The organism is Streptomyces sp. NPDC041968, from assembly GCF_055589025.1.
In genome coordinates this window covers 1-13,114 of the sequence record NZ_JBVJCB010000004.1, presented here as the reverse complement: position 1 = coordinate 13,114, position 13,114 = coordinate 1, and the positions used below count along the sequence as shown (strand labels likewise).

7 protein-coding genes are annotated in these 13,114 nt (G+C 72.5%); 2 read left to right on the top strand and 5 right to left on the bottom strand.

Going from position 1 to position 13,114, the window contains the following annotated elements; genetic code table 11:
* Positions 1-78: 78 nt before the first annotated feature.
* The 4 genes from ACZ6EG_RS11085 to ACZ6EG_RS11070 all read right to left on the bottom strand — a co-directional run bounded on the left by ACZ6EG_RS11085 (position 79) and on the right by ACZ6EG_RS11070 (position 6,082).
* Positions 79-1,695 (bottom strand): MFS transporter, encoded by a 1,617-nt coding sequence (locus tag ACZ6EG_RS11085; protein ID WP_469603586.1) that lies wholly within the window; start codon positions 1,693-1,695, stop codon positions 79-81.
* Positions 1,696-2,035: 340 nt separating this feature from the next.
* A complete protein-coding gene (locus ACZ6EG_RS11080) occupies positions 2,036-2,683 on the bottom strand; it encodes a TetR/AcrR family transcriptional regulator (RefSeq protein WP_469603583.1) in 648 nt (215 codons plus the stop codon).
* 174 nt (positions 2,684-2,857) lie between these two features.
* The gene (locus tag ACZ6EG_RS11075; RefSeq protein WP_391972995.1) at positions 2,858-4,387 is read right to left on the bottom strand and encodes an APC family permease; all 1,530 of its coding nucleotides are present in this window, start codon (positions 4,385-4,387) and stop codon (positions 2,858-2,860) included.
* 69 nt (positions 4,388-4,456) lie between these two features.
* Complete coding sequence (locus tag ACZ6EG_RS11070) at positions 4,457-6,082, bottom strand: sensor histidine kinase (protein ID WP_469603580.1); 1,626 nt, start codon at positions 6,080-6,082, stop codon at positions 4,457-4,459.
* Positions 6,083-6,144: 62 nt separating this feature from the next.
* Here ACZ6EG_RS11070 and ACZ6EG_RS11065 point away from each other — a divergent pair, with 62 nt between their 5' ends.
* Entirely contained in the window at positions 6,145-6,804 is a 660-nt protein-coding gene (locus ACZ6EG_RS11065; protein WP_356612689.1) for a response regulator transcription factor, read from the top strand.
* Between the two features lie 232 nt (positions 6,805-7,036).
* Here the strand turns inward: ACZ6EG_RS11065 and gntA are convergent, their stop codons facing one another.
* On the bottom strand, positions 7,037-7,696 hold the full coding sequence (gene gntA / locus ACZ6EG_RS11060) for a guanitoxin biosynthesis heme-dependent pre-guanitoxin N-hydroxylase GntA (protein ID WP_391972993.1): 660 nt from the start codon (positions 7,694-7,696) through the stop codon (positions 7,037-7,039).
* A gap of 262 nt (positions 7,697-7,958) precedes the next feature.
* Between gntA and ACZ6EG_RS11055 the strand changes: the two genes are divergently transcribed.
* Positions 7,959-13,114 (top strand): amino acid adenylation domain-containing protein (locus ACZ6EG_RS11055; protein ID WP_469603575.1); only part of this gene is annotated, 5,156 nt, incomplete at its 3' end.

Genomic DNA, 13,114 nt, shown 5'->3' with positions numbered 1-13,114 from the left:
ACGGACTCGGCGGCCGGCCCGCGCACGCCGGAGGAGCCGGCCGTTCTGGCCGACTGACGCGGAACCGGCCGGAGCGGCTCACCGTGCCGAGTCGCTGAACTCCGCGTCCCGGTCCCGCGCCGGGCCGTCCTCCGGCAGGTGGCGGGCGGTGCGGCGGCGGCCGGGCAGGACGGCGAGGACGATGAGGGTGCCAGCGGCCATGATGATCCCGCCGACGAGGCTGGTCGTGGCGACCCCGTGGGCGAAGGACTGGTTCACGGCGTCGGCCAGGGCCTCCGCCTGCCGCGGTCCGGCCGAGGGGTTCGCCGCGAGCCGCTCGGCGACGGCCAGTCCGCCGCCCACGGAGTCCTGGGCGGTGTCCAGCGCGGCGGCCGGGAGCCGGCCTCCGGCCAGGTCGGCGAGTTCGTCCCGGTAGGCGGTGCCGAGCAGGGAGCCCAGCACGGCGATGCCCAGGGAGCCGCCGAGTTCCAGCGCGGTGTCGTTGGCCCCGCCGCCGACGCCCAGCTCGCTCTCCGGGAAGGAACCCATGATGGTGTCGGTGGCCGGGGACACGCTCAGCCCGATCGCGAGGCCCAGCAGCAGCATCGGGGCCAGGAAGTCGGCATACGTCGAGTCCTTCTCGACGAGGGCCAGCAGGAGGACGCCGACGGTGCCGAGCACCATGCCGGAGCCGACCATGGCCTTCACCCCCAGCCTCGGTGTCAGCCGGCCGGTGACGGCGGCGCCGACGAACACGGCGCCGGCCAGCGGCAGCAGTCGTACGCCGGTCTCCAGGGCGCCGAAGCCCAGCACGAACTGCAGGAACTGCGTGGCGTAGTAGATGGCGCCGTAGGTGCCGAAGAAGAAGAACAGCACCGCCAGCATCGAGCCGCTGAACGGTCGCAGCAGGAACCTGCGGACGTCCAGCATGGGGTGCGGGTGGCGCAGCTCCCAGGCCACGAAGGCCACGAGGCCGACGACGGCGGCGACGGCGGCGGCGACGGGGCCGGCGCCCCAGCCGAAGTGCGGGCCCTCGATGGTCGCGTAGACCAGGCTGCCGACGGAGACGATGGACAGCAGACCGCCGACGTAGTCGATACGGCCCATGCCGGCCGCCTTGGACGGCGGTACGAGGATCAGCGCGCCGACCACGGCGGCGACCGCGACAGGGACGTTGACCAGGAAGGTCGAGCCCCAGGCGTGGTCCTCCAGGAGTCGGCCGGCGACCAGCGGGCCGACCGCGATGGCGAGGCCCGAGGTGGCGGTCCAGGCGGTGATGGCCCGGGCCCGCTCCCCCTTCGGGAAGACCGCGACCAGGAGGGACAGCGTGGCCGGCATGACGACGGCGGCCCCGACGCCCATGATCGCCCGGGCCGCGATGACCAGCCCGGTCTCCTCCACCAGGCTGCCCATCACGGAACCGCCCGCGAAGATCACCAGGCCGGTGATCAGGGCGCCGCGGCGGCTGTACTTGTCGCCGACCGAGCCGAGGACCAGCATCAGCGCGGCGTACGGGACGGTGTAGCCGTCGATGACCCATTGCAGGTCGCTGCTGCTGAGGCCGAGGTCGGCCGTCATGTCCGGTGCGGCCACGATCAGCGACGTGTTGGCCATGACGACGATCAGCAGGCTCAGGCAGAGGACGACGAGGGCCCACCAGCGCCGCGCGTACGGCCCGGTCATCTTCTCGACGGGGGCGGTGGCTAGGAGGGGCATCGGGGCTCCCGGGAGGCTGGGGCGAGTTAATTGCCCATCGATGTGCAGATCAATGGCAGCGTAGTTTGTTGCACATGGAGGTGCAAATAAGGGGGGCGGAGGTCCTGAAGGCGCGGCCGGAACGGCCCGTGCGGCCCGTGCGGCCGGAACGGCCGGAGCTGCCGGAGCTGCCGAACGCAGGGTGAGTGAGGCCGGCGCGGCGAGCGGGCAGAGGGCAGCGGGGGGTGCGGAAGTCGACGGACTGAGTGCGGGGGCGGGCCGTCGGGGCGCAGGTGCCCGCGGCTGGACGCGGGGGCGCGGAAGGGGTGAGTGGGGTGGTGGGGTGGTGCCGGCCGGGGGGTTACTCGCCCGGGATCGGCTCCGCGGGGGTGACCGCCGCGACGACGGCGCGGGCCCGCCGCTCCGGTACGCCGGCCGCGATGAGCTGGGCCAGGGCGACCCGGGTGCCGTCGTCCTCCAGCGCCCCCGTGTTCACCTGCTCCAGCAGTGCGACCGTCATCGCCTCCAGGCCGGCGCTCAGCACGGCGGGCGGCAGATGCGCGGGGAAGGCCCCGTCCCGCTGGCCGCGCTCCAGGATGGCGGTGACCTCGGCGCGGGCCGGTGCCAGGATCTCCGAGACCCGCTCCACGCCCAGGTCGTGCCGGGCCAGCGCCAGGAGCATCCGGTAGCGGTCGCCGACCGGCCACATCAGCAGCACGAAGTACGCGAGGGCGCGCTCGGCCGGTTCCGCGGGCCCGATGCGCTCCGCACCGGCGGCCATCGCGCTCCGCAGCACCTCGGAGGCCTCCTCGGCGAGGGCCTCCAGGAGGGCCGCGCGTCCCGGGAAGTGACCGAAGAGGGTCCGCCGTACGACACCGGCGGCGCGGGCCAGTTCCTCCAGCGTGGTGTCCGGGTTCCGTCCGAGTTCGCGGCGGGCCGTGGCCAGGATGCGCGCCCGGTTGGACCGCGCGTTGCGTCGCTGCGGCTCGCGGGCGACTGACTTGGTCACGGGGAACCTCTGGGGCGCGTGGTGGGGCGGCGGGGCGTCCATTCTGGCACGGGGGCCGTGCCCGGGGCCGAGCGGCGACTCGCCCGCCCGCGGCCTCCCCGGCCGGCTCGGGCCCCCGAGCCCGGACAGGGCCGGACCTCGTCCGCCCGGCCCGCCCCGGTGCCCCGCGTCGCCTCACCCTGCCGGTCGGTCGTCTCCCCGTGGCCCGCCGTGCCCGCGGGACCCGGCCCCGTCCGCCCGGTCCTCGTGATCCACCCCGTCCGGCTCGCGCGTCCGGTCCGGGGCACCCGCGCCCTCCGTCTGCCGCGCCTGGGCCGAGGCACCCGTCCCGGGTGTCCGCCGCCCCTCGCCCGGGTGGTCCGCGGGCTCGGTCGCGTCCCCCCGGCCGCCGCGCCGTACGGCGGCGACCGCGGCGAGCACCGTCCCCACGGCCACGACCAGCAGTCCGCGCAGCCACACCTCCGCCTCGATCTGGGTGGCGAGCGCGACGCAGGACGCCGCGCCCAGCACGGGGAGGACGGTCGGGGTGCGGAAGTGGTCGGCCTCGCCCGGGTCGCGGCGCAGCACCAGCACGGCCGTGTTGACCATGAGGAAGACCACGAGCAGCAGCAGGACCAGGGTGGACGCGAGGGTGGCGACGCTGCCGGTGAGCGCGAGGAGCATCGACAGCACGGTCGTGACCGCGATCGCCGCCCACGGGGTACGGCGCCCGGGCAGCACCTTGGTCAGCGCGGCGGGCAGCAGCCCGTCCCGGGCCATGCCGTAGGCCAGGCGGGAGGACATGATGCCGGTGAGCAGCGCGCCGTTCGCGACCGCGACCAGGGCGATGGCGCTGAACAGGCGGGTCGGCACCCCGCCGGCCGCTTCGACGACCTCCAGCAGCGGCCCGCTCGACCCGGCCAGCCGGGCTGTCGGGACGGCCACGGAGGCGGCGAGCCCCACCAGCACGTACACGGCGCCGGCGGTGGCGAGGGCGCCGAAGAGGGCGCGCGGGTAGGAGCGGCGGGGGTCGCGGGTCTCCTCGGCGACGTTCACGGAGGTCTCGAAGCCGACGAAGGAGTAGTAGGCCAGTACGGAGCCGCTCAGTACGGCCGCCGCGGCCCCCTTCTCCGGCGTCCCGAGCTGCCCGAGCCGTGCCACGTCGCCGTCGCCGCGCAGCAGCAGCCACGCGCCGAGGGCGACGATGACGAGCAGGCCGCCCACCTCGATGACGGTGGCGACGACGTTGGCCCGGGTGGACTCCTTGATGCCGCGTGCGTTGACCAGCGCGAGCAGGGCGAGGAACACCACGGCGACGACGCCCACCGGCAGCGTCACGAAGGCCGACAGGTAGTCGCCCCCGAAGCCGCGGGCCAGCGCGGCCACGGAGACGATGCCGGCGGCGAGCATGCAGAAGCCCGCGACGAACCCGGCGAACGGCCCGAAGGCCAGGGTGGTGTAGTGGGAGGCGCCGCCCGCCCGGGGGTACTTCGTGGCCAGCTCGGCGTAGGAGGCCGCGGTCAGCAGCGCCAGCAGCAGCGCGACGACCAGCGGCACCCACACCGCTCCCCCGGTGTCGGCGGCCACCTGCCCCACCAGGACGTACACCCCCGCGCCGAGCACGTCACCCAGGATGAAGAAGTACAGCAGCGGGGTGGTCAGCGCCCGCTTCAGCGCCGGACCGTCCTGGGTCTTCGCCGGCCTGCTTGTTCCGAATCTCGCCATGCCGCCTCAGGTTTCCCGCAGGACCGAGAACACGCCCCCGAGTCCGGCGGGGCATCCTCGGCGGGCCGGTCACCGCTCGTCGGACAGCACGTCCTTGGCCGCCAGTCGCCCGTCGACGAAGCACAGGCGGTAGACACCCGCCTCCATCGAGAACAGGCCACCGCCCTCGGCCCGGTAGTACCGGCACACCGCGCGCTCGGGCGCCGGCGGGGAGCCGACGTGCCACTCCGCGGGCACCTGTTCCGCGGGCAGCACCCCCCGCAGGTCCTGCCACCGTTCGCCCCGGGTCAGCCCGCGGTAGGTGGAGGCGTCGAGCGTCGCGCTGCTGTCGAACGCGTTCGAGAAGTAGACGACCATCATCACGCACACGACGGCGACCGCCACCACGGGCACCGCCAGCATGGTCATGAGGCTGCGGCGGACCCGTTGCTCGGCGTCCCGCTGGGCCGTGACGGTGAGCGGGACCCCGAGCGGGCCCTGGGGACCGGCGGCCCCGGCCCCGTACAGCTCCCCGGAGTGCGGCAGGCGGGCCGAGACCTCGAACACGCCGTCCTCGCGGGGCCGGGCGGAGAGCGTCCCGCCGAGCACCTGGACCCGCTCGGAGAGGCCGACGAGTCCGGTGCCGTTGCCGACGGCCGGCTCGGAGGGGCCGTCGGAGATGCCGTTGGTGACGGTGACGGCCGTGTGGTCCGTGAGGCGGTCGATCCGGATCCGGACCTCCTCGCCGGGCGCGTGCTTGGCGGCGTTGGTGAGCGACTCCTGGACCACCCGCCGCACCGCTTCCTCGACCGCGGGCGGGGCCGTGACGTCGAGGCCGATCCGCCGCAGGTCGATCAGCATCCCCGCGGTACGCGCCCGGTCCACCGTCGTCATGAGGTCCTCGCGCGGTGCCGTCGGTTCCTGCGCCGTGTCCACGCGCAGCACTCCGATGATGTCGCTGAGCCGGCTGACGGCCTGCCCCGCGTTGCCGCGCAGTTGCCTCGCCGTGGCCCGCACGGACGCGTCCAGGTCGGGGGCGACCTCCAGGGCGGCGGCCTGCATGGCGATGAGGGTGAGGTCGTGCCCGAGCTGGTCGTGCATGTCCTGGGCGATGCGGGCGCGTTCCCGGGTCCGGGCCCGGTCGGCGGCCAGCTCGTATTCCCGTTCGAGGTGCTGGGCCCGCTGCCAGCCGGCGAGTTCCAGCTCGCGGCGCTGGTGGCGGTGCCGGCCGGCCAGCCACGCGGTCACGGCGCCCACCAGCAGCGGGACGCTGTTCAGCCAGGTGGTGAGGTGGCCCGCCCGGAGCCCGAGGACGCCCAGCGTCGTCAGCACGGCCGTGACCGCCACCGCCGTGTCGACGGGACGTCCCCGCGTGTCGCCGCGCCGGCCGGCCAGGTAGCCCATGACGAACAGGCTGGGCGCGAACCAGGGGCTGACGAGGCTGAGGACCGCGGTGGTCCCCCAGGCCAGCGACAGCCGCGTGGCCCGCAGTGCGACGACGGGTACGAGCAGCAGGACGCCGGCCAGTCGCCACCACAGGGAACGGGGATCGGCGTCGCCGGGCGAGTCGAGCAGGGCGGGGACGGCGAGCGCCGCCCAGAGCAGGGCGCCTCGGACGACCTTGCGTTGCCGGGTCCGCTCGACAAGGATTCGGGATCGACTGGTCCGTGCAGGATCCCAGGACTTCCAGAGGCCCTTCACCGGGAGGCCTTTCACCGGGAGTCCTGACAGAGCGCCGGTGCGGCGACAGCCCCGGCGGGGGACGAAATGGGGAACGTGTGATTCGGGTTCTGATCGCCGACGACGAGACGATGATGCGCGCGGGGGCGCGGGCGATCCTGTCGGCCGATCCGGAGATCGAGGTGGTGGCGGAGGCGGCCACCGGCCGGGAGGCCGTGGAGCTGGTGCGCCGGCACCGGCCGGACGTGGCACTCCTGGACGTGCAGATGCCGCAGCTCGACGGACTCGACGCCGCTTCCGAGATCCTGAAGTCCGACGCGGGCACGGCCGTGATCATCTTCACCACGTTCAGCAACGACGACTACATCGCGCGCGCCCTGGGCGAGGGCGCCAGTGGCTTCCTGCTGAAGTCGGGAGACCCGCGCGACCTCATCGCGGGGGTGCACGCCGTCGCCGACGGGGCCGCGTATCTCTCCCCCGAGGCGGCGCACCGGGTGATCCGCGGTCTGCCCACGGCCCGGATGGCGCGGGGCTCCGCGGCACGCGAGCGGGTCGACCGCCTCAGCGCCCGGGAGCGGGAGGTGCTGACACTGCTCGGGGAAGGGCTGTCGAACGCCCAGATCGCCCGGCGGCTGCGCCTCGTCGAAGGCACAGTCAAGACTCATGTCAGTTCCATCCTCACCAGGCTGGCCGTCGGCAACCGTGTCCAGGCGGCCATCATCGCCTACGAGGCGGGACTGATCGAAAGCGTCAACTGAATCCGGACACCGCGCCCAAGGTCTTCCGGACACCGGACGGGGCTGTTCCGCAGAGCCCGCACAAGGGGTTCCGGCGACCGCGCACAAGCGGTTCCGGAACTGTTCCGGACACCGCTCACCGCGGCTCGGCGAAAGGAATCGGCCGTTCACCCCTTTTCCGGGCCGGCGCGCACGGGGGGGCGTCCGATCGGGCACCTGGCCACTCGGACACGCGGCCACCCGGCCACCCGGCTCAGGAGCCCTCCGCGGAGAACGGGCACCGCCAGTCCGCCGGTACGGCCCGCCCCGCGTACTGGCGGGCCTCGGAGGACTGGCCATGGTCGGACAGCATGGGGTTGACGCTCCCCTGGAGCCGCACCTCACGTTCGCGGATCCTGCGCTGCAGGCCGTAGTACGTCCCCTGCGCCTTCAGCCGGGCGAACTGCTCGTGCGAATTGAACACGAGGGCCGGATGTGAGAAGCGCCGGGAAATCCGAGAGGATTCCGGGCTGAGCCCGGCCACGAAGAACGGATGGCCGGCGACACTGAAGGCGAATGCAGGCGACTCGGTGTCACTGGAGTAGCCGGGGCTCCATTCGTGGGTTTTGGCATCCAGTCGGTGCAGATGCCCCAACTGCTCCCAGAGCAGCTTTTCGAATTCCTCTTCGCCGTGCATCCGGGGGCTCAGGAATATCGCCACGAACGAAGCGAATTCGTTTTCCCCGGTGAGTTGCTCCTCAGTGAACGCGACCAGGTCCCGATGGAGCAGAGCAGTGGCTTCCGCCCCGCCCAACTCATCGTAGAACCGCACGACAAGGGTGTCCTGTCGCAGAGCGGAACGCGCTCCCAGGCAGGTGAAGGAATCCCCGCCCAGCCAGGTGATGAATTCCTCCCTCAACTCATGATGTGCCATTACGCCTCCAGCTCCATCGCAAGTGCCGTGACCCTAGCACCGGCCAGCAGTCACACCGCCGCAAGTCCTGCTGTTTAAGGGTGGAGTTGAACACCACCCATTGGAAACCGTGACGCGACAGCCGTGTTTAAGGCATGGGTTAAGGGCGTCGCATTTACCTTGACAGACCACCCACCGAGGCGAATAGGTTGCTGGCTGATATTGCTGCCAGCCCTATTTTCGACGCTGGCCACGGTGACAAAGTGCGGTCCGAGTGGGAGAGATGGCAGTGACGCGACGGCCCCGTAAGATCGAGGACATCTATCCGCTGTCCCCCCTTCAGGAGGGACTGCTCTTCCACAACGTCCTCGAAGGGACCGCCACCGACGTCTACGTGGCCCAGGTGACGACGGACTTCGAAGGTCCGCTGGACACCGGGGCGTTGCGGGACGCGTCCGCGGCGCTGCTCGCCCGCTACCCGAACCTGCGGGTGGCTTTCCGCCAGCGCAAGTCCGGCGAGTGGGCCCAGTTGGTGCTCCGCGAGGTGGAGCTGCCCTGGCGCACCGTCGACCTCGGCGGTCTGCCGGAGGCGAGCCGGGAGGGCCGGGCGGAGGCCGAGGCGCTGGAGGACCGCAGCCGGCGCTTCGACCTGGGGCAGGCGCCCCTGGTGCGCTTCACCCTCATCCACCTCGGCGGACAGCGTCACCGCTTTGTCCTGACGAACCATCACATCCTGCTCGACGGCTGGTCGATGCAGATCCTGATGAGGGAACTGCTCGCGCTCTACCTGGCCAAGGGCGACGACTCCGGGCTTCCCCGCCCGCGTCCCTACCGCGATCACCTGACCTGGCTCGCCGAGCAGGACAAGGGCGCGGCGGTACGGGCCTGGTCGGAGGCACTGGCGGGTCTGGAGGAGCCCACGCGGGTCGCGGCGCTCGCTCCCGGACAGCCACCGGTGGTCCCGGAACAGGTCCGGTTCGGCCTGGACGGCCAGGAGACGCGGGCGTTGACCGCACTCGCCCGCGAACACGGTCTGACCCTCAACACCGTCGTCCAGGGTGCCTGGTCACTGCTCCTGTCGAGGATCACCGGGATCGACGACGTGGTGTTCGGCGTCACGGTCTCCGGCCGGCCGCCGGAGCTCGACGGGGTCGAGGACATGGTCGGTCTCTTCATCAACACCCTGCCGCTGCGGCTGCGACTGCGCCCGGCGGAGCCCCTGGCCGACATGCTGGCCAGGCTCCAGGAGGAACAGAGCCGGCTCCTCGCCCACCAGCATCTCGGACTCGCCGAGATCCAGAGGCTGACCGACGTGGGTGAACTCTTCGACACCTCGATGGTGTTCGAGAACTACCCGCTGGACGCCTCCGGCCTCGACCGCGCGACCGACGGTCTGAGGGTCCTGCGCACCGAGGGCTACGACGCCACGCACTATCCGCTGGGCCTCGTCTGCATGCCCGACTCCACGCTGCGCTTCCAGCTGGACTACCGCCCCGACGTCTTCCGCGCCGAGGAGGCCGAGGAGCTGGCCGAGCACCTGCTGGGCATCCTGCGCCTGCTGCTCGACGCCCCGCACGCTCCGGTCGGCCGCGTCGACGCGCTCGCCGCGGGGCAGCGGGAGCGGCTGCTCGTGGACTGGAACCGTACCGAGCGTCCCGTACCGGCCGACATCCTTCCCCGCCTCTTCGAGGCCCAGGTGGCCCGCACCCCCGACGAGACGGCCGTCGTCTTCCAGGACACCCGCGTCACCTACCGGGAACTCAACGCCCGGGTGAACCGGCTGGCCCGGCTGATCACCGAGCAGGGCGTCGGCCCCGAGGACGTCGTGGCCGTGGTGCTGCCCCGTTCCGTGGACTCCATGGTGGCGCTGCTGGCGGCGATGAAGGCGGGAGCGGTCTACCTCCCCGTCGATCCGGAGTACCCCGCCGACCGCACCTCGTTCATGCTGACGGACTCGGCGCCCTCGCTCGTGGTCACCGTCGCCGCCGCGGCGGACCGGACCGCGGTCCTCGACGGCTCGGGCGTCCCCGTGATCCGGCTGGACGGCGCGGAGACCCGCCGTGCCCTCGACGGTCGACCGGACACGAACCCGGTCGCCGCCCCCGTGACCCCCGCGGGCGGCGCGTACATCCTGTACACCTCCGGGTCGACGGGCCGCCCGAAGGCGGCCCTGATCACCCATGCGAGCCTCAGCAACCTGCTCCACCACCACCAGTACGAAGTCCTGACCCGAGTGGTGGACTCCGTCGGCGGCCGCAGGCTGCGTATGGCCCACACGGCCTCCTTCTCCTTCGACGCGTCGTGGGGCCTGTTCCTGTGGATGGCCGCACACGGCCACGAGCTGCACCTGCTCGACGACGACACCCGGCACGACCCGGAGGCCTTCGCGCGGCAGGTCGACGAGCAGCGCATCGACGTGGTCGACATGACCCCGTCGGAGTGCCAGCACCTGCTCCTCGCGGGTCTGCTGGACGCGGACCGGCACCGTCCCTCGCTCGTGGTCCTCGGCGGCGAGGCCATCGGCGAGAGCCTGCGCCGTGAACTGACGTCGGTGGAAGGCCTCCTGGCGTTCAATTTCTACGGCCCTACCGAGTGCACCGCCGACAGCGTCACCGGCGTCGTACGCGACGCCCGCCCCGCCGAACTCGGCACCCCCGTCTCCAACGCGCAGGTGTACGTCCTGGACGCCGCCCTGCGCCCCGCCCCGGTCGGGGTGGCCGGTGAGCTCTACGTCGCCGGCGCCGGCGTGGCCCGCGGCTACCTGGGGCGTCCCGGTCTCACCTCGGAACGCTTCGTCGCGAACCCGTTCGGTCCGGCGGGCTCCCGCATGTACCGGACCGGTGACGTGGTCCGCTGGACCGACGAGGGTCTGGTGGAGTTCATCGGCCGGGCCGACGACCAGGTGAAGGTACGCGGCTTCCGGATCGAGCTGGGCGAGATCGAGTCCCTGCTGGGCTCCCACGCATCCGTGGCCCAGGCGGCGGTCGTCGTACGGGAGGACCGGCCGGGCGACAAGCGGCTCGTCGCGTACGTCTCCCTCACCGAGGACGCCGAGGCCGACCCCGCCGCGCTGCGCCGGTACGTCGCGGAGCGGCTGCCCCAGCACATGGTGCCGGCGGCGGTCGTCCCCCTGCCCGAACTGCCCCTCACCCCCACCGGCAAGCTCGACCGCCGCGCCCTGCCCGCGCCCGACTGGGACGGCACGATCGAGTCGGCACGGCGACCGCGGACCGGCCAGGAGGAGATCCTGGCCCACCTCTTCGCGGACGTCCTCGGCCTGGAGCGGGTCGGTATCGACGACAGCTTCTTCGACCTGGGTGGTCACTCGTTGCTGGCGACGCGGCTGGTGTCGCGTATCCGTACGGCTCTCGGAGTGGAGCTGTCGGTGCGGGCCCTGTTCGAGACGCCGTCGGTGGCGGGCCTGGCGGCGCTGCTCGGGCAGGCCGTGTCCGCTCGTACGCCGGTGGTGGCGCGGGCGGTGCGTCCGGAGCGGGTGCCGTTGTCGTACGCGCAGCAGCGGCTGTGGTTCCTGCACCAGTACGAGCCCGGCAGCGCCCTCTACAACATCCCCGTAGCCCTGCGCCTGTCCGGCACCCTCGACCAGGACGCCCTGCGGGAGGCTCTGGCCGACGTCACCGCACGCCACGAGGCCCTGCGCACCCTCTACGCCCAGGACGACCACGGCGCCCACCAGGTCATCCTCACCCCCGACCGGGCCACCCCGGTCTTCGAGGTGCGGGACACCACCGAGGACCGGCTCGCCGACGAGCTGTCCGACACCGTGGGCCAGGGCTTCGACCTCACCCAGGACCTCCCGCTGCGCACCACCCTGCTCCGCCTCGCCGAGACGGAGCACGTCCTGCTGCTGGTCGTGCACCACATCGCCGCCGACGGCTGGTCCCTCACCCCCCTCGCCCGGGACCTGACCACCGCCTACACGGCCCGGGTGGCTGGACGTGAACCGTCCTGGACACCGCTGCCGGTCCAGTACGCCGACCACACCCTGTGGCAGCGCGACGTCCTGGGCACCGAGGACGACCCCGACTCCGTCCTGAGCACACAACTCGCCTACTGGACGCAGACCCTGGCCGGCCTCCCCGCCGAGCTGGACCTGCCCACCGACCGGCCCCGACCCGCCACCCCGTCCCACCAGGGCGGCACCGTCACCTTCACCATCCCCACCGAACTCCACACCCGGATCACGCAGCTGGCCCGGCAGGAACAGGCCAGCACCTTCATGGTCCTCCAGGCCGCCCTCGCCGTCCTCCTCTCCCGCCTCGGCGCCGGCACCGACATCCCGATCGGCTCACCCATCGCGGGGCGCACCGACGACGCCGTCGAAGACCTGGTCGGGTTCTTCGTCAACACCCTCGTCCTGCGCACCGACCTCACCGGCAACCCCACCTTCACGGAGCTTCTGGCCCGCGTGCGGGAGACCGACCTCGCCGCCTACGCCCACCAGGACATCCCCTTCGAACGCCTCGTCGAAGCCGTCAACCCCGAACGCTCCACCAGCCGCCACCCCCTCTTCCAGACCATGCTCTCCCTGCACAACCTGGACTCACGGACGGCCACGGCCTCCCTCGCGTCCTGGCCTGGTGCGGAGATGTCCGAGCAGTCGATCGGATCGAGCGCGGCACGCTTCGACCTCGCCTTCAACCTGGGGGAACTCCACGACGACGACAGCTCCGCGGCAGGTATCGACGCGGAACTGGAGTTCAGCGCGGACCTCTTCGACCGGGAGAGCGCCGAGCTGCTGGGCCGCCGGTTCGTGCGGGTGCTGGAGGCGGTGGTGTCGGCGCCGGGGGCCCGGGTGGGCCGGGTGGGTGTGCTGGCGGAGGATGAGCGGCTGCGGGTGCTGGAGGAGTGGAACGACACCCGGTCGGTGGACGCGGGCGCGGGCGTGGACGCCGGGGATGTGGTGGCGTGTGTCCGGGCGCGGGTGGCCCGGGTGCCGGAGGCGGCGGCGGTCGTGTTCGGTGGGGTGACGGTTTCGTATGCGGAGCTGGACGCGCGCAGTGAGCGGCTGGCGCGGTTGCTGGTCGAGGCGGGGGTGGGTCCGGAGCGGTATGCGGCGGTGATGCTGCCGCGTTCGGCGGATCTGGTGATCGTGCTGCTGGCGGTGCTGAAGGCGGGCGGCGCGTATCTGCCGCTGGACGCCGACTTCCCTGCGGAGCGGCTGGCGTTCATGCGGGAGGAGACCCGGCCGGTCGTCGTCATTGACGAGGAGTGGCTGGAGGGGGCGTGGGAGCGGGAGCCGGCTCCCACCACGCACCTTCCGGACGCTGTCCGCCCCGACCAGGCCGCGTATGTGCTGTACACGTCGGGGTCGACGGGCCGTCCGAAGGGTGTCGTCGTCTCGCGCGGTGCGCTGGCGAACCTGCTCACCGACATGCGGGGGCGTATTCCGCTGGCCGGTGGGGACCGGTTGCTGGCAGT